Origin of the sequence: Zobellella maritima (genome assembly GCF_003075035.1) — a bacterium.
Taxonomy (GTDB): Bacteria; Pseudomonadota; Gammaproteobacteria; order Enterobacterales; family Aeromonadaceae; genus Oceanimonas; species Oceanimonas maritima.
The window spans coordinates 541,477-560,862 of the sequence record NZ_QCZE01000001.1; the positions used below are offsets into that span (position 1 = coordinate 541,477).

The following is a 19,386-nucleotide window of genomic DNA, read 5'->3' on the forward strand; positions in this document are numbered from 1 at the left end:
GGCATAATTAAAAGGATATGCATAGCGGTGCGATACAAGATCCAGGGGACAGTGGCGGTATGAGCTTACGTTTATGGGGGCCTATGGCATTGATGCTGCTGAGCCTGGGGGGCCATGCCCAGGAGGTCGAGTATCAGTTGCGAGGGCTGGAGGGGGAGCTTGAAGATAATGCCGAGGCCTACCTCAAGCAGCTGCCCCCGCTCAAGCCCGAGCAGGTTGAGCGCTTTGGTGACGACATTGATATGGCGGTACGCAACAGCCTGCAGGCATTGGGTTACTATAATCCCGAGATCGATATCAGCCCTGCCGAAGACGATCCCGAGCTGTTGGTGATCCGTGTTACACCTGGCGAACCGGTGCGTATACGCGAGCTGGATATACGACTGGATGGCGATGCGGCGGCAGATCCGGCATTCGCCGAACGGCTCGGCAAGCTGAACCTCAGGCAGGGCGATATACTGCACCACGACGTCTATGAGAAGGCCAAGGCCGGCCTGGTGAGGCTGGCGCTGACCCGGGGCTATTTCGATGCCGGCTATCAAAAAAGCCAGGTGCGGGTCTATCCCTGGGAGTATGCCGCGGATGTGGAGCTGGCCTTCGACTCGGGTCTCAGATACAAGTTTGGCGAGCTGAGGGTCGACACGGACCGTCCGGTGGATCGCCTGCTCGCGCCGCTGGTGGATATCAAGCCGGGCGATCCCTACCAGGCATCACGGGTGGCCGAGTTGAGCCGCTCCCTGTCTTCTACCCGTTATTTCCGCCAGGTTGAAGTGCTGCCCATGGTGATCGAGGCCGACGAAAACCAGCAGGTACCGCTGTCGGTGGTGCTGCGCGCCAAGGCCGACAATGAGGTCGAGCTGGGGGTGGGATTTTCGACCGACGAAGGCCCACGGACCTCGGCCAGCTGGGAAAAACCCTGGATCAACAACCTGGGCCACAGCGTCAACACTACTCTCAAGCTGTCGGCCCCCAAGCAGGACATCACCCTGGTCTACAAGATACCCCGGGGCCATCCGCTGAATAACTACTACACCCTGCAGGGAGGCTATCAGCGCCTGGATGAGGACGATACCGAAAGTGATCGTCTGGTGGCCTCGATCCACCGCTGGGACAAGAGTGCCACCGACTGGACCCGGGATGCCTTTATCCGCAGCGAGTTTGAATCCTATACCCAGGGTGAGCAGAGAGACAGCAGTTTCCTGTTGATCCCCGGGGTGTCCTTCAATCGTACCCGGATCCAGGGTGGCCTTGACCCAGTGTGGGGTGATACCCAGTTGGCCACCTTGGAGCTGTCCGAACCCTGGTGGGGTTCGGACACCCGTTTCGTGCGCCTGTGGGGGCGCACCAAGTGGCTGCGTTCCATCGATGAAAAACAGCGGGTCATCGCCCGGGCCGAGCAGGGGGCCGTGTGGGTGGATGAGGTAACCGAGTTGCCCCCGTCGCTGCGCTTCTTTACCGGTGGTGACCTGACGGTACGCGGTTTCGGCTACGAGACCATTACCCCCCTCGATGAGAACGGCGATCGTCTGGGTGCCAAATATGCTTCTGCCCTGAGCCTGGAATATGACTACCGGGTAGCGGAGAAATGGCGGCTGGCTACCTTTGTCGATACCGGTACCGCCACCAACGATTACAGCGAGGCCTGGAAGGTGGGGACCGGCGTCGGGGTACGCTGGCTGACACCCATTGGCTCGGTGCGCCTCGATCTGGCCTTTGGGGTGTCCGAGCCGGATACCCCCTGGCGCATACACTTCACCCTGGGCCCCGAATTATGATCTGGTTTAAACGTGTTTCCCTCGGCCTGCTGGCGCTGGTTGTGCTGTTGCTGGTGTTGGTGGCAGGACTGCTGTTTACCCATACCGGTAACCAGTGGTTGTGGCAGCTGGCCCAGCGGCAGCTGCCCGGCCTGAGTGGCGAGCTGGTGTCCGGCCAGCTGGCCTACGGCTGGCAGTTCAGCCGACTGGCCTATGAGGATGAATCCCTGTCTGTAAAGGCCGAAGCGGTCACCATTGACTGGGAACTGCAACAGGTACTGGATAAGCGCTTCTGGCTTAAACGACTGGATGCCGCCGACCTAGAGGTGAGCATCAAGGCTCTGCCTGCAGGCGGTGATGACCAGTCCGGGGAGCCCCTCGGCGAGATAGCGCCGCCGTTGCTTGTCGATCTCGATGAAATACGTGCCGACCGGGTGAAAATCAGCCTGCCGGGGCAGACCATTGCCTGGCAAAGCCTGCTGGTATCGGCCCGCTGGGATAACACCGGTATGAGGATCACCGGGCCGCAGATGAGTGGCCTGACGATCACCCTGAGCGAGTCGGGCTCGGCGGGATCCGAGCCTGCCCAGGCCGACCCCGGGCAGCCGCTGGCCTTGCCGGAGATACGGCTGCCGTTTCCCCTGCAGGTGGAACAGCTGCGGCTGCTCGACAGCCGGCTGGTGCAAAACGGCCGGGCTCAGGTCCTGTCACGGCTGGAAGTGAATGTTCAGGGCCAGCAAAGCGAACTGACCATAGGCCAGTTCGAGATGGACCATGAGCTGGCCAGCCTGGCACTGACCGGTGAGGCTACCCTGAGCGGAGACTATCCCCTGGCGATGCAGCTGGATGCCGAGCTGCACGAACCCCTGCTCGACGGCCAGCTGGCCGGCCAGCGGTTGGCCCTGACCCTCAGTCAGAGCGTGGCAAGACTCAAGGCCAGGCTGGCCCTGCGGGAGGGCATCGATGCCGATGCCGTGCTGTCGGCTGCTCTGTTACAGCCCGAGCTGCCCTTTGACTTGACCCTTGACTACAAGCAACTGGGTTGGCCCCTCAATCAACCCGCCTGGCGGCTGGAGCAGGGCAAGCTGACACTGGAGGGAAATCTGGACGGTTATCGACTGGGCCTGAACAGTCAGGCCCAGGGGCCGGATCTGCCCGAGTTTGCCGTTGCGCTTACCGGCCGGGGGGATATGTCCCAGCTGACCCTGGCTCCGCTCAGACTCACCCTGCCCGAAGGCGAGCTGGCCCTGGAAGGACGCCTGGGCTGGGCCCGGGGCATCGACTGGGACGGGGTGGTCAACCTGAACGAAGTGGATCCCAGTGTGTTTGTGGCCGAGTTGCCCGGCCGTCTGAACGGGGCTATCAGCAGCCGGTTCAGCCTGGCGGAAGGGCATTGGCAGCTGCGGGCCGAGCCCGATGTCAGTGGCCGGCTGAGGGATTACCCCCTGCGCTTGCAGGGCCGGGTTACTCTGGACGACAGCCTGCAGGGCGAGATCGAAGGGGTGCAGCTGAACAATGGCGACAATGTGCTGACGGTCAATGGCCGTATCGACAGCCAATGGCAGCTGGAGGGGGAGCTCAATGCCCCGGATCTGGCGGTGTACCTGCCGGGCTTGTACGGTTCACTGGCGGGCAGGATTGACGTGCGCGGGGAACGGGATGCGCCCCGGGTATCGCTCGATATCAAGAGCCCCAAGGCCGGTTTCAATGGCAGCAGTGCCACGGATCTGGCCCTGGTTTCTGAGCTTACCCTGGGCAAGGTGGTCGGCGGCAGCCTGAGCCTGACGGCCGCACAACTGCAGTCGGATGAACTCCGCTGGCAGGATCTGCGATTGGAGGCCGACGGCGATCAGCAGGCCCACCGGCTCAGCCTGGCTATCCAGGGCAAGCCTCTGGCGGGTGAACTGGCGCTGACCGGCGGCCTGGACGAAGCGGGCTGGCGGGGAAAACTGGTTCAGGCCCGGCTGGATACCCCCCTGGACCGTTGGCAGCTGGAACCGGCAGTGGATCTCAGCTGGATACAGGCCCAGAGCCAACTCCGGGCGAGTGCCCATTGCTGGCGTTCGGGCGAGGCGTCCCTGTGTATGGATGCGTTGCAGGCCAGTGCCGACCGGGGCAAGGGCGGCTTCAACTTCAACCGGTTCGATATCGCCCGGCTGCAGGCGTTCTTTCCCGATGACTTTTCCTGGCAGGCGGTGTTGGAGGGGCGGGCCGAGTTTGCCTGGCAAGGCAAGCGCCCGCAGCTGAACGCGGATATCCGTGCCACGCCGGGCACCTTTGTCAGCAGGGGGACCCGGGTGGCCTATCAGAGCCTGACCTTCACGGCCAACACCGAGGACAACCGGCTGGCCTCGGAGCTCGATTTTCGTTCGGACAGCCTGGGTAACCTCAGGGTCAACGCCAATGTCAGTGAGCTCAATGGCCGGCGGGGGCTGAGCGGTGATCTGGCCATCGACTCCTTCAACCTGGACTGGCTGGCGCCCCTGTTGCCGGAAGTGCTGCGGCTGCAGGGTACCCTGGCCGGCCAGGGGCGGCTGGACGGCACCCTGAGCAAACCCTTGCTATTCGGCAATATCAACCTGACCGGGGGCGAGGTGGATACCCGTTCGGACATAGTGACCGTGCGGGACTTCAGCAGCCGGCTCGATATCCGTGGTGACAACGCCCTGATCACGGGCACCATGCGGATGGGCCGGGGACGGCTGAATATCGACGGCGAGCTGGACTGGGCCAGCCTGCCGATCAGCGGTGAGATCCGCCTGAAAGGCAGCGAGCTGGGAGCCGGTTATCCGGGCCTGGGCCGGGTCAGGGTCAGTCCGGATTTGCAGATCACCTTGGGCGAGCAGGCCAGGATCCGCGGCGAACTCTTGATCCCCTGGGCCCGTATCGAGGTGAAGAGCCTGCCGGAAAGCGCGGTGGGGCTGTCCAGTGACGTGGTGATAGTGCAGCGGGACGGCGTGATCCAGGAGACAGGGCCCCGCCTGCCGGTGGACATCCGGCTGCAGGTGCGCCTGCTCGAAGATGTCAGGCTGGAGGCCTATGGTCTGAAAACCCGGCTGGAAGGGCGGTTGCGGCTGGTACAGCGACCCGGCCAGACGATGCGGGCCAACGGTGAGATCCGTCTGAACAACGGCAACTTCCGGGCCTACGGCCAGAACCTGTTGATCCGGGAAGGCAGCATACTGTTCAGTGGTCCCCTCGATCAGCCCAACCTGTCGGTGGAGGCCATCCGCAACCCTTCCAGCATGGCCGACAGCACCGTCACCGCCGGGGTCCGGGTCACGGGCAGTGCGGCACAGCCAGAGTTCACCGTGTTTACCGAGCCGCCAATGCCCCAGGTGGAGCAGCTGTCCTGGCTGCTGCGGGGGCGCGGCCTGAGCGGCGGCGGCGAAACGGACAGCAACGCCATGATGCAGTCCATGCTGATCGGGGCCGGCGTCAGCCAGGTCGGGGGTGTGGTGACCGGGGTGGCGGAAAGCCTGGGCCTGCAGGATGTGGTGATCGATACCGAAGGCTCGGGGGAGGGTACAGGGGTGAGCCTCAGTGCCTATGTGCTGCCCGGCTTGCAGATCGGTTACGGGGTCGGGGTCTTTTCCGCCATCGGTGAGGTACGCCTGCGCTACGAATTGTTGCCCAGGCTGTATCTGCAGGCGGCCAGCGGCCTGAACCAGGCGATAGATCTGTTCTATAAATTCGAGTTTTAGGCGGAGTGGGGATATCATGCCCCGCCCTGATGGCGCCATCGGGCAGATTTTGCCGGTTCGCAGTGTTGGAACCCATGCATTTTGCGGCCGGCTTGGGTAAAGTGTGGGCCATCGATGATGGCCCGATCCGAGAGTTCTCCTTACAGCATGAAAACCGAGCAGGTGGTACGGCAAGAAAAGCAGGCGAAGATAATGCTGAGCTGTGCCGCGCTTTATTGTCTGTTTGGCATGCACCTCTACCTGCCCCACCTGTTCGGCATCGGCCTGCAACTGCCCTTCAATATCATCGGCTGGTTTTTTGTCGGCCTGATGACCGCGGTCGGACTGTGGCACTGGCAGCGGCGGCTGCTGACCAGCCGTTTCTGGCTGGGTGCCCTGCTGGCGAGCAGCCTGCTGTGCCTGCCGTTTTTCTATCCCGATCACAATACCGTGGCCGGCCATGCCCTGCCGCGTATGTTGGGTCTGCTGGGGGGACTGCTGTTCTACCTGGCCCTGCAGCAATGCCGTTTCAACGGCAAGGGGCGGCGTTACCTGTTGTATTGCCTGCTGGCGGCGGTGAGCATCGAGATCATGCTGGGCCTGGCCCAGTTCTTCCTGCTGGAGCCGGGCAACCGCTTCGGCTACAACACCGAGGTGCGTTCTCCCTACGGCATCTTCCAACACCGCAACGTGATGTCCAGCTTCATCGCCACCGGCATGGTGTTGGCCATCCATCTCTGGCTGAACGAGGTCAAATCCCCCAGGCGCCTCTTTATTGCCAAATCCTGCTGGTTTGCCGCCGTGCTGGGTTCGGGGGCCATGCTGGTGGTGTTGCTGCAGTCACGGGCAGGCCAGCTGGGGTTGCTGGTGGGGCTGCTGCTGTTGCAGCCGCTGATATGGCAGACCCTGATCAAGACCCGCTCCAAGCGGTTGCTGGCCTGCCTGGCGCTGATCCCGCTCGGGGTATTGCTGGGGGTAGGTGGCCTGGATATGTTCGAGATGAGCAAACGCAGCCTGGCTATCTATACCGAAGCCGATGGTCGTCTCGATATCTATCGGCACGGCCTGCGCATGTGGCTGGACCAGCCCTGGCTGGGGTACGGCTATGGCAGCTTCGAGCATGCCTTCTATCAGACCTACGCCGACTGGCGCGAGCTGACGCCGGGTGCGCCGGCGCTGTTTACCGAAATGGGGCACCCCCACAATGAGTTCCTGCTGTGGGGCATAGAAGGGGGAATCGTGCCCCTGGTTGGGCTGGTATTGCTGAGCCTGCTGGTGTTGCGGCTGCTGTACCGGGTGCCCTTTGCCCAGGCCCTGGCCTGGGTCGGCGTGCTGAGCCCGATCTTTGTTCATAGCCAGACCGAGTTTCCCTTCTATCATTCCCTGCCGCACTGGTTTATGACCCTGCTGCTGGTCTATGTGATCGATGCGGAATACGGCCAGCGTTGCCTGTTGCCCATGCCGCCGCGCTGGAGCCGCTGGCCGGTGCTGGCCTGGCCGCTGGGGGTGATGCTGTTTATGGCAACGGGCCTGTATTCCAGCCAGCAGCTGACCCGCTACGCCCAGGATGAATACCGCACGCCGGCCGAGCTGAAGGCGGTGGTCAACCCTCTGATCTGGTATGACAGGAGCGCCTTTTATCGACGGCATCTGCAGCTGAAGCAGGCATTACTGAGCCAGGACCAGGCCGGGCTGAGGGACTATGGCCGCTGGGCCCGACACTTTATCCTGCATACCCCGAGGGCGGGCATCTACTACAATGCCTCCCTGGCCCTGTGGGCGGCCGGTGAATATGACGAAGCCGAGCGTTTACTGGCCGAGGGCCGGCGGTTGTATCCCAATGTCATGCTGTTGCGACCGGCCAGCATGGCGCGCAGCCGCAAGCGGCTGTCCCATTTAGAGCCCTCTTTGGATCCGACCGAACTGAACAGCCTGATCCCGCTCTACGACAACCTCAGGCCCGCCATCGGCGGGGCCTACTAACCGATCGACAGCCTACAGTCCGATATCCTTTACGCTTTCCATCACCACGAACGTACTGGTTTGTACCACGTGGGGCAGGGTGGAGAGCTTTTCTCCCAGCACCATGCGGTAGGAGACGATGTCCTTGGTACGGACCTTCAGCAGGTAGTCGAAACCGCCGGCAATCATGTGACACTGTTCGACTTCGCCTATCTTGCTGACCGCCTTGTTGAACGCGGTGAGCGCCTTGCTGCTGGTGTCGTTGAGGGTGACCTGGACAAAGGCGATATGGCTGAGGCCGAGCTTGTTCTGATCGACCAGCACCGTATAGCCGGTAATATAGCCCTGCTCCTCGAGCCGGCGCATCCTCAGCTGGCATGGCGTCTTCGACAGGCCGACCCGGGAAGCCAGCTCGGTTACCGTCATCCGGGCATTCTCCTGGAGTTCCTTGATGATCTGCAAATCAGCCCTGTCCAAATTTCCCGTGGTTTCAGCCATTTTTAGTGTTTATTCCCATTGTTACGGTTGAGTGTATGCCAATAGTCTACATAGGTTCGTTTGTTGGTGAAATCGACCATTTATCTTTGCTGAGCCGGAATCCCGGGGAAAGCGTGGGGCGATGGCGCGCTCGGGGTCAATCTCTGGAGCACAATCAGGAGCTGCCATTGAGGGCGGCAGAGACCGGCCTGTGCCGTGTGGGCTGTGTGTTTCGGGCGACTTTTTCAGGCCCTGACGGCGACGGCGAGCCCCGGAATAGACTGAATAGTCGATTTGATATGTTTTTAATTTTTTAGTGGTTAAAAAATTAATTCAGGTATCAATAATAAGTCAAAATGTAATTTATTTTACTTGTATATAGGAAATATGACTCTTTGTTTGTGGGTAGAATGGCGGCTCAAAGAAAGATTGTACCCACACACACAGAAGGAGAAGGGCGGATGAACAATACAGCACCGTCGATGGCCGCTTGCCGGGAAAATATGCGTAGTCACTATCTCGCCGATGAGGCAACGGTTGTCAAATCTCTGGTTGCGAACGCCCTTATCTCCTCCGATGACCGCGCCCGCATCTCGGCGCGTGCCGCCGAACTGGTACGCGATGTGCGTGCCAATTCCACGCCGACCATGATGGAAAAATTCCTGGCCCAGTACGGCCTGACCACCAAAGAGGGCGTGGCCCTGATGTGCCTGGCCGAAGCCCTGCTGCGGGTGCCGGACAAGACCACCATCGATGCGCTGATCGAAGACAAGGTGGCGTCTGGCAACTGGGGTGAGCACCGGGGGCAGTCCAACTCGTCGCTGATCAACAGCTCCACCTGGGCATTGCTGATCACCGGCAAGCTGCTTTCCCCGGTCGACCCTCAGGGTCTGGCGACCACCCTGCGCTCCATGGTCAAGCGTCTTGGCGAGCCGGTGGTGCGCGCCGCGGTTGCTCAGGCAATGAAGGAGATGGGTCGTCAGTTCGTGCTGGGCCGCGACATTCAGGAAGCGGTCAAACGCGCGAAGAGCTACGAGTCTCGCGGCTACACCTATTCTTACGACATGCTGGGCGAGGCGGCCCGCACCGACGCGGATGCGCAACGCTATCACCGCGCCTATTCAAAGGCGATCGCGGCGCTGGCGCCGAGTTGTGTGCATGCCGAGATCCGCAGTAACCCCGGCATTTCGGTCAAGCTGTCGGCGCTGCACGCCCGTTACGAATTCGGTCAGAAAGACAGGGTCATGAACGAGCTGGTGCCCCGCGCCCTGGAGTTGGCCAAGCAGGCCAAAGCCGCCAACATGGGTTTCAATATCGATGCGGAAGAAGCCGATCGCCTGGATCTGTCCCTGGACGTGATCGAGGCCGTACTGTCCGATCCTGCCCTGGCGGGTTGGGACGGCTTCGGCGTTGTGGTGCAGGCGTTCGGCAAACGTGCCGCTCACGTGCTCGACTGGCTCTATGCACTGTCCAGCAAGCTGGATCGGCGCATCATGGTACGCCTGGTGAAAGGCGCGTACTGGGATGCGGAAATCAAGCGTGCCCAGGTGATGGGTCTGGAGGACTTTCCGGTCTTCACCCGCAAGGTCAACAGCGATGTGTCCTACATGGCCTGCGCCAAGAAACTGCTGGGCATGACCGACCGTATCTATCCCCAGTTCGCCACCCACAACGCCCATTCGGTGTCGGCCATCCTCGAGCTGGCCCAGGGTAAGGACTGCTTTGAATTTCAGCGTCTGCACGGTATGGGCGAGTCACTGCACGATGCGGTACTCACCAAACAGGGCACCCGCTGCCGTATTTATGCACCGGTAGGGGCCCACCAGGATCTGCTGGCCTACCTGGTACGGCGTCTGCTTGAAAACGGCGCCAACAGCTCCTTCGTCAACCAGATTGTCGATACCCGTATCAAACCGGAAGATATTGCCCGCGACCCGTTCGATGCGGTCGAGGCGATGGGCGACGCACTGTCCAGCAAGGCGATCTTGCGTCCTGCCGATCTCTATGGTGCCAAACGTCGCAACGCCAAGGGTTGGGATATTACCGATCCGGTAGAGGTGGCCGCGATTGAAGCGGAACGGGATCGCTTCAAGACTTGCCAGTGGACCGGCGGACCCGTGCTGGCCCGTGAGAGCAGCGGTGGCAAGGTAGAAGAAGTACGCAACCCGGCGAAACCCTCGGATCTGGTCGGTCATGTCACCCAGGCCTCCAGCGAGGATATCGAAGCCGCCATCGATGCCGCCCAGTCGGGCTTTAAAATCTGGTCTGCGCTGCCGGTAGAGGAGCGTTGCCAGCGTATCGGTCGCGTGGCCGACCTGTTCGAAGAGCATGCCGGTGAGTTGTTTGCGCTGGCTACCCGGGAGGCGGGCAAGAGCCTGCTGGATGGCGTCGCCGAGATCCGCGAAGCCGTCGACTTTGCCCGCTATTATCCGAACGAAGCCCTTCGCAACCAGGATTTCGGTGCCGGCCGTGGCGTGATCGCCTGTATCTCGCCCTGGAACTTCCCCCTGGCCATCTTTGCCGGTCAGGTGCTGGCGGGGCTGGCGGCCGGTAATGCCGTGATTGCCAAGCCCGCCGGCCAGACCGCGCTGATCGCTACCCGCGCCGTCGAGCTGATGTACGAAGCCGGTATTCCCCGGGAGGCTATTCAGCTGCTGCCCGGCAGCGGCAGTACCGTTGGTGCGGCGCTGACCTCCGACCCGCGCATCAATGGTGTCTGCTTTACCGGATCCACCGCCACCGCCCAGCACATCAACAAGGTAATGGCCGAGTCCATGGCCCCGGATGCGCCGCTGGTCGCCGAGACCGGCGGTCTGAACGCCATGATCGTGGACTCAACGGCCCTGCCGGAACAGGTGGTGCGTGATGTGCTGGCCTCTTCGTTCCAGAGTGCCGGACAGCGTTGCTCCGCCCTGCGTATGCTCTATATCCAGAAGGACATCGCCGATCACCTGCTGGAGATGCTGTTTGGTGCCATGGACGAGCTGCGCGTCGGTGACCCCTGGCAGCTGTCCACCGATGTGGGCCCGGTGATCGACCAGAACGCCAAGCGGGGTATCGAGGCCCATTGCGAGAAGTTTGCTGCCAGGGGTCGCGTACTCAAGCAGTTGCCGGTTCCCGCAGAAGGGCTCTTCGTGGCACCGACGGTGATCAAGCTCGAGGGCATCCATGAACTGGAAGAAGAGATCTTCGGGCCTGTGCTGCACGTTGCCACCTTCGAAGCGAAAGACATCGATAAGGTGGTGGACCAGATCAATGCACAGGGCTTCGGCCTGACCTTCGGTCTGCATACCCGGGTCGACAAGCGGGTGGAGCGTATCGTCAACCGGGTCAAGGTCGGCAATATCTATGTCAACCGCAACCAGATCGGTGCCATCGTTGGCTCTCAGCCCTTTGGTGGCGAAGGCCTCTCCGGCACTGGCCCCAAGGCCGGTGGTCCCCAGTATGTACGCCGCTTCATGACACCTGTCACCGCCGAGGGCGTGGCAACCTCCGCCGCCGAAACGGTGACGGCGGAGCAGCTGCAGACCGCCATCAAGGGTCTGAACGGCCAGGAATGGTCAGTGGCTCGGGATCGTGCGCAGCGCCTGCAGCCGACGTTTGGCGTTGTACCTGCCGCCCTGGACGCCACCACGGAAGAGATGCCGGGACCGACCGGAGAGCTCAACCGGCTGTCATGCCGTCCTCGCGGTGTGGTGCTCTGTCTGGGGCCGGATCTGGCATCGGCCATGAAGCAGGCGGGTATCGCGCTGTCTCAGGGTAATGCTGTGGTTGTGGTCGCGCCGGGTGCCAAGGCGGCACTGGCTTCAGCACAGGCCGCCGGAATTCCGGTGCAGGGGCTGGATGGCCTGTTGCAGCCTGCCGCCCTGGAAACCGTGAGCGGGTTCGAGGCGGTGGCCAGTGCGGCTGACGAGTCAGCGCTGCGCAAATACCGGGTCGCCCTGTCTCGCCGTGAGGGTGCGCTGCTGCCGCTGCTCACCGAGCAGGATGCGGAGCGTTTCGTGATTGAGCGCCACCTCTGTGTCGATACCACGGCTGCCGGTGGCAATGCGAGTCTGATCGCCGCTTCCGAGTAAGCGCCCGGAAGGCTGCTGACGGCCGGGCCCTGACAAGGGGCCCGGCCGTTTTTTATTGCGAGCGGATCCGGATCATACTTGTTCGCCTGCTGATTGGCGCCGGATAAACAAAGGGCTCCCCCGGCCTGGCCGGAGGAGCCCTTAATCGTTTGGCTGTGTTATTCAATGGCGCTTATTGTACCTGACGCATGGCCGCTGAATTGGCTGCCAGCAGGCGATGCACTTGCTGTTCATTGTCCAGCCGCTCGACCAGCACCATGTCCTGCTGCCAGTCGACCCGGGTGCCGGTGGCACTGTACAGGGTGTCGTTGATTTCCGCTTCGGTCAGCTTGTGGTCGGTGGGCGGGATATTTTCCGCGCGGCGGCCGCCGGGCAGGTAGATGGCGCCGGTGGAAAAATCCACGGCAAAGGCGATAACACCCGGTACAATAAAAAACAGCAGACCCACCCCGTTGGCGATGGCCACCACGGGATCGATGCGACCGTTGATCTGGCCCTTGCGCTCGGGATAAAACACGGTACCGCAGGCGGCCAGTTGGCTGCCGATAATACCGGCCAGGGCAATGGCCAGGGTTTTTTGTCTGAAGTTAGCCATGGTTCCATCTGTTCCTTTTATTAGCGAGATGCTCAGTGTATCCGATAATGGTGTTACCTGAATCTGATCCCGCTCGTCAATGATGGTTTTGCCGGGATCCATCGGACAAATACTGACTCGCCGTAAATCGCGGACACAAAAAAGCCCGAAGTTACCTTCGGGCTTTTTTGTTTTTTGGTCGGCGTGAGAGGATTTGAACCTCCGACCCCTGACACCCCATGACAGTGCGCTACCAAGCTGCGCTACACGCCGTCAACCAATGTTGTCGTACTTCCCTTGGGCTGTTCGACGGGGAGGGATTCTAGGGAAGGGTCTGGGTGCTGTCAACCGCTGTCTCGGCCATTGGGGTGCGTTTGCCTGCTATTTACCCAGTCAGCAGCTGAACATCAACCGCTGGCCGAAGGCCGGCTCACTGACCACCCCGTTCTGGTGGGTAATCCGGCCATTGACCAGGGTTGCGTTTTTAATCAATAGTTTATTCATGGTGACTTCATTCCCTTAGCGGCTAACCCGGTTATAATAGCGAATTCTGGTATGGCCTGACGGGCGCACCGATGGCTGCCGGTGATTTATCTTTCAAGGAGACGGTGATGGCAGAAGAAACGATATTCAGCAAAATAATTCGCAAGGAGATCCCCGCCGAGATCCTCTATCAGGACGAACTGGTGACCGCATTCCGGGATCTCTACCCCAAGGCGCCGACCCATATCCTGATCGTACCCAATGTGCTGATCCCGACGGTCAACGAGGTGGAAGCCGAGCATGAGCAGGCCCTGGGTCGGCTGTTTACCGTGGCCCGCAAGCTGGCCGAACAGGCCGGTATCAGCGAGGACGGCTATCGGCTGGTCGTCAACTGCAATCGTCATGGCGGCCAGGAAGTGTTCCATATCCATATGCACCTGTTGGGTGGTCGTGCCCTGGGACCCATGCTTGCACGCTAAGGTAACACAATGAAATTACTTCATGTTTTCCCCCTGTTGCTGGCCGCTGTGTTGACGGCCTGTACCCTGCCCGATCCCTATTCGCGGCAGCCGGCACCGGTCACGCCGGTGACCCCGCAGCCGCCGTCACCGCCACCACCGCCGACCGTGGATGTGCCGCCGCCCGTCAGGCCGCCGCTGATGATCCCCGGTGAACCTGTCTCCCCGGTGACGATACCTGACGCGCCGACCATGCCGGCCCCCCCGGCCAGCAATCAGGCCCTGGCCCGGCTGGCGGACAACCTGGCCAGCCGGCTCAAGTCCAGCCCGCAAATCAACGAGGTACAGGGTGCCGTGCTGCTCGATGATATCCGCAATCAGGTGGGCAGTCCGATGGATACCCGCGCCCTGACTCAGCGGCTGCAGGCCAACCTGAGCAGCCGGTTGTCTTTCGTGGATGGTGACAAAGTCAGCAACCTGCGTCAGCAACTGGCCTACCAGAGCGGGCGGGCCGATATGGCCGCCCTGGTGAGTCTGGGCAAGCAGAGCGGTGCCAGCTACCTGTTGTCGGGCAGCCTGAACCGGGCCGGTGCCGGTTTTACCCTGAGCGCCCAGTTGATGGATCTCCGCAGCGGCGAACTGCTCTGGTCTGACAAGGTTAGTGGACAATAGCCGGCTGCTTGCCCTGCTGCCGGCGGCATTCGATGGCAAGCTAACCCCCCTGGCCGGCGGCCTGACCAACCGCAGCTGGCGGCTGGATACGGGTAACGGCAGCTATTGGCTCAGGTTGGGCTGCCCCCGGCCCGAGTGGCTGGGCATCGACCGGCAGCGGGAGCTTATCGCCCACCGGACGGCCGCAAACGCGGGGTTGGCGCCGGCTATCCGTTTCGCCGAGCCGACGCGGGGGATACTGGTGCTGGACTGGCTGGATGAGCCGTCCTGGTCGTATTTGGAGCCGGCTGCCGCCGCCACCCTGGCGGGGGTGCTGGCCAGGCTGCACGGCTTGTCCCCATCGTTGCCGCCGCTTGAGCTGCGGGGGCAGCTGGCCCGCTACCTGAGCCGGCTGCGGCGGCTACCCGCGGAGATAGCCGCCGTGCTGCCGCTGTTCGAGCGACCGGCCCTCAACCTGCCTTTTACCCCGGTGTTTTGTCATAACGACCTGAGCGGCACCAACCTGTTGGGCCCCCGGCCCTGGTTGATCGACTGGGAATATGCGGCGATGGGTGATGCCGCCTTCGAGCTGGCGGTGGTGTGGGACGGCTTCGGGCTGGATGAACAGGGGGGAAGGAGGCTGGTGGAGCGCTATGCCGAGGCGGGAGGAGACATCAGCCTGGCCAGGGTCAGGGCCCGGTTGCCCTGGGTTCAGCTGATCACCGCCCTGTGGGCGGCACTGCAATGGCAGCAGACCGACGACATCCGCTATCGGGATTATCAACGGCAGGCGACCGCCAGGCTGCCCGACTCACTGAACAGGATTGGGCTGTCAGCCTGATTTCGGCAGGTTGGGGGACAGTCGGGAAACAGAACCGACTCGTCGTGACCTTCTTAATATACAGGAGAAACCATGGGCCCCTTTATTCTTGACTTGCAGGGCTGCGAGCTGGATGCCGAAGAAAAAGAACTGCTGGCGCACCCGACCCTGGGCGGGGTGATTTTTTTCAGCCGCAATTATCACGACAGCCCCCAGCTGCAGGCCCTGGTCAAGGCCATTCGCCGCATCAATCCCGGCCTGCTGTTGACCGTGGATCACGAGGGCGGGCGGGTACAGCGCTTCCGCCGGGGATTTTTCCCCCTGCCGGCGCCCGGCAAGATAGCGGCGCTGGCGGGGCAGGATCGCCAGTCACTGCTGGAGGACTGCGGCTGGTTGATGGCCGCCGAGCTGCTGGCCCATGATATCGACCTCAGCTTTGCCCCCGTGCTGGATCTGGAGCGGGGCAGCGAGGTGATCGGCGACCGCAGCTTTGGCCAGGATCCCGAGCCGGTGATCGCCAATGCCAGTGCCTACATCCGGGGCATGGGTCAGGCGGGCATGAAGACGGTGGCCAAGCATTTTCCCGGCCATGGCAGCGTGCGGGCCGATTCCCACACCGAGAGTCCGGTCGACCCCCGGGAGCTGGCAGACATAGAGCAGGCGGATCTGGTTCCCTTCAGCCGGCTGATCGCCGCCGGCATGATAGACGGCATCATGCCGGCCCATGTGATCTACGAGGCGGTCGACCCGCAGCCGGCCGGTTTCTCGCCCTTCTGGCTCAAGCAGGTACTTCGCCAGAAGCTGGGCTTCGGCGGCCTGATCTTCAGCGACGATCTGACCATGGAAGGGGCGGCGGTGGCCGGCGACTATCCCGAGCGGGCCCGGCAGGCCCTGGCAGCCGGTTGCGACCTGCTGCTGGCCTGCAACAACCGCACGGGGGCGGTGAAGATCATCGACAGCTTGCCCCACGACCTGCGGCGGGATCTCTCCTCCCTGCGCAAGCCGCGCTGCGGCGGCCCCGAGCAGCTGTATAGCAGCCCGCGCTGGCGCGAGGCCGGCGACAGGCTGTTGCGGCTCGGTCGGGATCAGGGCTGGCACGAATAACAGGACGGCGACCGGCCAGGGAGGGCGGTTGCCGAGACTTTATTTTCAGGTAAAACAATCTTGTGGTTTGAATCTCAACTTTTAGAATGAAGACTCCACCCCAAATGGACTGGACGGGGTGAGAATCTGCAGCTATGGCACGCCGCCATAGCTGCAGGTTTTTCTTTTTGTTTAATGAGGTCGTATATGACAAGGATTATTGTAGTGGGCGGTGGTGCGGGTGGCCTGGAGCTGGCCACCAAACTGGGGCGCAAGCTGGGGCGTAAGGGCAAGGCGGAAATCGTGCTGGTGGACAGAAACCGGACCCACCTGTGGAAGCCCCTGCTGCACGAAGTGGCCACCGGTGCCATGGATGCGGGCATCGACGGCCTCAGCTATCGCTCCCAGGCCCATAACCACGGCTTCAGCTTTCATCTGGGCACCCTGACCGACATCGACAGGGACGAAAAAACCATCAAGCTGGCGCCCCTGCTGGACGACAACGGCCGGCAGATGGTGGGCGAGCGGGCACTGAAATACGACATACTGGTGCTGGCCATCGGCTCTGTGTCCAATGATTTCGGTACCAAGGGGGTACGCGACCACTGTATCTTCCTCGACAGCCCCCAGCAGGCCGAACGTTTCCATGGCGAGCTGATGAACCGCTTCCTGCAGTATGCCGAGAGCGACACCGTGGACGAGAAGGTCGATATCGCCATCGTCGGCGGCGGGGCCACCGGGGTGGAACTGTCGGCGGAGCTGTACAACGCGGTGGAGCACCTGGGCGCCTACGGCTTTAAAAAACTCAATCGCAATTGCCTGCGGCTGACCCTGGTGGAAGCCGGCCCGCGGATCCTGCCGGTGCTGCCCGAGCGGATTTCGGCCATGGCCCACAAGGAGCTGAAGGCATTGGGGGTGGACGTGCGCACCGCCACCATGGTGGTGGAAGCCACCGAAGAGGGGCTGATGACCAAGGACGGCGAGCTGATCCCGGCCAACTTGATGGTCTGGGCGGCGGGGATCAAGGCGCCGGCCTTTATGAAGGACATCGCCGGGCTGGAAAGCAACCGCATCAACCAGCTGGTGGTCAAGCCGACCCTGCAGACCACCCGGGACGACCATATCTTCGTGATCGGCGACTGCGCCTCCTGCCCCCAGGGCGACGGCAAGACGGTGCCGCCCCGGGCCCAGTCGGCCCACCAGATGGCCGATCAGGCGTTTGACAACATAGTGGCCCAGCTCAACAACAAGCCGCTCAAGGCCTATGTCTACAAGGATCACGGCTCCCTGGTGAGCCTGAGCCGGTATTCGACGGTGGGCTCCTTGATGGGCAACCTGATGCGCGGTTCCATGATGGTGGAGGGGCGGGTCGCCCGCACCGTGTATATCTCTTTGTATCGCATGCATCAGGTGGCGCTGCACGGCTATATGCGCACCGGCATGATGATGCTGGTGGGCCGCATCAACCGCATGCTAAGACCCAAGCTGAAGCTGCACTGAGGCCGGCAACGCCAGGCGGGGAGGGCGACCTTCCCGCCGCTTCCGCCATCCATGCCTGGCTGGACAGGCAGCACCGAAAAAAAGGCTCCGCGAGGAGCCTTTTGTTTGGCGCATAGATATTTCCCCCGGTCGCTTTTCAAGCATCTTTCATACTGCGGTAAACCCGCAGGATCTTGCTCCGATTGACTCCAATATCTTGCCTGAGGGCGTCGTTCTGCCGCCCATGGAAAATGCAGGACGCATGAAGCCGGGAATGATTATGCAGAAACCGGGAATGAATAAGTGTTAAATGTTTATTTATTGTTCTACTGTGGTTTTTTGTGTTAATAAAATGATAATTATCGCTATTAAATTTTAATTTTTTCCCTGTATAGTGCGTTTGTCATCTGATGGCTGGAAACGGTTTTCCGGCCGGCAGCTATCGCCAAAGGAGCAGATGACCCGCTATTCAAGGAGCACACGCAATGAAATTTACCCCTACCCTGCTGGCCGTCGCCCTGGCCGGCTGCCTGTCTACCCAGGTTCAGGCCGCCCCCGAACTTCCCGTTACCGGCCTGGATACCAGCAGTGCCCAGCTTGAGTCTGCCAATGCCTGGGTGGAAGTCGACCAGGCGGCATTCGAGCACAATATTCGCACCCTGCAGACCCTGCTCGACGGCAAGTCGCAGATCTGTGCCATCATGAAGGCCGACGCCTACGGCCATGGCATCGCCAACCTGATGCCCTCGGTGATGGCCGCCAATATCCCCTGCATCGGCATCACCAGCAACGAAGAAGCCCGAGTGGTGCGGGAAAGCGGCTATCAAGGGCGCATCATGCGGGTACGCAGCGCCACGCCGGCGGAAGTGAGCAATGGCCTGCAATACGAGATGGAAGAGCTGTTCGGCGATATCGAGGCGGCCCGCCAGGCGGCCGAGGTGGCCAAGGCCGCGGGCAAGACCCTGCGTTATCATTTGGGCCTGAATGCCGGCGGCATGAGCCGCAACGGCCTGGAAATGGCCACCGAAGCAGGCAAGCAGGAAGCCCGCGAACTGCTGGCGCTGGAGAACCTGGAGCTGGTCGGCATCATGACCCATTTCCAGTATGAAGACGCGGACTTCGTGCGCGCCGGGCTGGCCAAATTCAATGAACAGTCCCAGTGGCTGATCGAAGACGGCAAGCTGGATCGCAGCAAGCTGACCCTGCATGCGGCCAACTCCTTCACCACCCTGGAAGTGCCGGAAGCCCGGCTGGATATGGTTCGCCCCGGCGGTATCATCTATGGCGACACCATTCCTTCCTATACCGAATACAAGAAGGTGATGTCGTTCAAGACCCGGGTGGCGTCGGTCAACAACTACCCGGCCGGCAGCCTGGTGGGCTATGACGGCACCTATACCCTGGAGCGGGATTCACTGCTGGCCAACCTGCCGATGGGCTATTCCGACGGTTACCGCCGGGTGTTCACCAACAAGGCCTATGTGGTGGTCAACGGCCAGCGGGCGCCGGTGGTGGGCAAGGTGTCGATGAACACCACCATGATCGATGTGACCGATATTCCGGGCGTCAAGCCGGGGGATGAAGTGGTGCTGTTCGGCAAGCAGGGGGGGGCGGAAGTCACCCAGGGCGAGCTGGAAGACGCCAACGGCGCCCTGCTGGCGGATCTGTACACGGTGTGGGGCAACTCCAACCCCAAGATCCTCAAACCCGTGGTCAGCCAGTAACGCATTCACCGCCAGGCCAAAAGCGGGGAGGGCGACCTCCCCGTTTTTTCGGCTATCCATGCCCTATGCGGGCTAACGCGAGCCGGGCTCAGCCGCCCTGGGCAAGGCCGGTTCACACCACTCGGGGTGGATTTAAGCCGGCCCCGCTCCTGACAGCTTGAA

General features: G+C 61.8%; 12 protein-coding genes and 1 tRNA gene. 10 read left to right on the forward strand and 3 right to left on the reverse strand.

Going from position 1 to position 19,386, the window contains the following annotated elements; translation table 11 throughout:
- The first annotated feature begins 59 nt into the window (after window positions 1-59).
- The 3 genes from tamA (at window position 60) to DCS96_RS02495 (ending at window position 7,420) form a co-directional block, all read left to right on the forward strand.
- Window positions 60-1,775: an autotransporter assembly complex protein TamA gene (gene tamA / locus DCS96_RS02485; RefSeq protein WP_232818167.1), complete on the forward strand. Its 1,716-nt coding sequence runs from the start codon at window positions 60-62 to the stop codon at window positions 1,773-1,775.
- Window positions 1,772-5,458 (forward strand): autotransporter assembly complex protein TamB, encoded by a 3,687-nt coding sequence (gene tamB / locus DCS96_RS02490; RefSeq protein ID WP_232818168.1) that lies wholly within the window; start codon window positions 1,772-1,774, stop codon window positions 5,456-5,458. The genes tamA and tamB overlap by 4 nt, the downstream gene beginning before the upstream one ends.
- A gap of 147 nt (window positions 5,459-5,605) precedes the next feature.
- On the forward strand, window positions 5,606-7,420 hold the full coding sequence (locus tag DCS96_RS02495) for a PglL family O-oligosaccharyltransferase (protein ID WP_116474501.1): 1,815 nt from the start codon (window positions 5,606-5,608) through the stop codon (window positions 7,418-7,420).
- A 12-nt stretch (window positions 7,421-7,432) separates the two neighbouring features.
- Here the strand turns inward: DCS96_RS02495 and DCS96_RS02500 are convergent, their stop codons facing one another.
- A complete protein-coding gene (locus DCS96_RS02500) occupies window positions 7,433-7,897 on the reverse strand; it encodes an Lrp/AsnC family transcriptional regulator (RefSeq protein WP_116472775.1) in 465 nt (154 codons plus the stop codon).
- A 440-nt stretch (window positions 7,898-8,337) separates the two neighbouring features.
- On the opposite strand from DCS96_RS02500, the gene putA reads away from it, so the two are divergent.
- Window positions 8,338-11,952 (forward strand): bifunctional proline dehydrogenase/L-glutamate gamma-semialdehyde dehydrogenase PutA, encoded by a 3,615-nt coding sequence (gene putA, locus DCS96_RS02505; RefSeq protein ID WP_116472776.1) that lies wholly within the window; start codon window positions 8,338-8,340, stop codon window positions 11,950-11,952.
- 172 nt (window positions 11,953-12,124) lie between these two features.
- On the opposite strand, the gene DCS96_RS02510 is transcribed toward putA, so the two are convergent.
- Together DCS96_RS02510 and DCS96_RS02515 are read right to left on the reverse strand one after the other, a co-directional pair.
- Complete coding sequence (locus tag DCS96_RS02510; RefSeq protein ID WP_116472777.1) at window positions 12,125-12,547, reverse strand: hypothetical protein; 423 nt, start codon at window positions 12,545-12,547, stop codon at window positions 12,125-12,127.
- Between the two features lie 175 nt (window positions 12,548-12,722).
- Window positions 12,723-12,799 (reverse strand) — tRNA-Pro (locus tag DCS96_RS02515).
- Between the two features lie 338 nt (window positions 12,800-13,137).
- Here DCS96_RS02515 and hinT point away from each other — a divergent pair.
- The 6 genes from hinT to alr all read left to right on the forward strand — a co-directional run bounded on the left by hinT (window position 13,138) and on the right by alr (window position 19,224).
- Window positions 13,138-13,488 (forward strand): purine nucleoside phosphoramidase, encoded by a 351-nt coding sequence (gene hinT / locus DCS96_RS02520; protein ID WP_116472778.1) that lies wholly within the window; start codon window positions 13,138-13,140, stop codon window positions 13,486-13,488.
- Between the two features lie 9 nt (window positions 13,489-13,497).
- Window positions 13,498-14,139, forward strand: a complete 642-nt coding sequence (locus tag DCS96_RS02525) for a penicillin-binding protein activator LpoB (protein WP_116472779.1) — start codon at window positions 13,498-13,500, stop codon at window positions 14,137-14,139.
- Window positions 14,129-14,959, forward strand: a complete 831-nt coding sequence (locus DCS96_RS02530) for a choline kinase family protein (RefSeq protein ID WP_116472780.1) — start codon at window positions 14,129-14,131, stop codon at window positions 14,957-14,959. The genes DCS96_RS02525 and DCS96_RS02530 overlap by 11 nt, the downstream gene beginning before the upstream one ends.
- Window positions 14,960-15,031: 72 nt before the next feature.
- A complete protein-coding gene (nagZ, locus tag DCS96_RS02535) occupies window positions 15,032-16,042 on the forward strand; it encodes a beta-N-acetylhexosaminidase (protein ID WP_116472781.1) in 1,011 nt (336 codons plus the stop codon).
- 186 nt (window positions 16,043-16,228) lie between these two features.
- A complete protein-coding gene (locus DCS96_RS02540) occupies window positions 16,229-17,521 on the forward strand; it encodes an NAD(P)/FAD-dependent oxidoreductase (protein ID WP_116472782.1) in 1,293 nt (430 codons plus the stop codon).
- A 464-nt stretch (window positions 17,522-17,985) separates the two neighbouring features.
- A complete protein-coding gene (gene alr, locus DCS96_RS02545) occupies window positions 17,986-19,224 on the forward strand; it encodes an alanine racemase (RefSeq protein WP_116472783.1) in 1,239 nt (412 codons plus the stop codon).
- Window positions 19,225-19,386 lie beyond the last annotated feature (162 nt).

What these genes read in the sequence shown, in the direction of transcription:
- alr (WP_116472783.1), top strand. Translation starts at nt 17,986, where the DNA reads ATGAAATTTACCCCTACCCTGCTGGCCGTCGCCCTGGCCGGCTGCCTG.
- putA (WP_116472776.1), top strand. Translation starts at nt 8,338, where the DNA reads ATGAACAATACAGCACCGTCGATGGCCGCTTGCCGGGAAAATATGCGT.
- DCS96_RS02495 (WP_116474501.1), top strand. Translation starts at nt 5,606, where the DNA reads ATGAAAACCGAGCAGGTGGTACGGCAAGAAAAGCAGGCGAAGATAATG.
- tamB (WP_232818168.1), top strand. Translation starts at nt 1,772, where the DNA reads ATGATCTGGTTTAAACGTGTTTCCCTCGGCCTGCTGGCGCTGGTTGTG.
- tamA (WP_232818167.1), top strand. Translation starts at nt 60, where the DNA reads ATGAGCTTACGTTTATGGGGGCCTATGGCATTGATGCTGCTGAGCCTG.
- DCS96_RS02540 (WP_116472782.1), top strand. Translation starts at nt 16,229, where the DNA reads ATGACAAGGATTATTGTAGTGGGCGGTGGTGCGGGTGGCCTGGAGCTG.
- DCS96_RS02510 (WP_116472777.1), bottom strand. Translation starts at nt 12,547, where the DNA reads ATGGCTAACTTCAGACAAAAAACCCTGGCCATTGCCCTGGCCGGTATT.
- hinT (WP_116472778.1), top strand. Translation starts at nt 13,138, where the DNA reads ATGGCAGAAGAAACGATATTCAGCAAAATAATTCGCAAGGAGATCCCC.
- nagZ (WP_116472781.1), top strand. Translation starts at nt 15,032, where the DNA reads ATGGGCCCCTTTATTCTTGACTTGCAGGGCTGCGAGCTGGATGCCGAA.
- DCS96_RS02525 (WP_116472779.1), top strand. Translation starts at nt 13,498, where the DNA reads ATGAAATTACTTCATGTTTTCCCCCTGTTGCTGGCCGCTGTGTTGACG.
- DCS96_RS02500 (WP_116472775.1), bottom strand. Translation starts at nt 7,897, where the DNA reads ATGGCTGAAACCACGGGAAATTTGGACAGGGCTGATTTGCAGATCATC.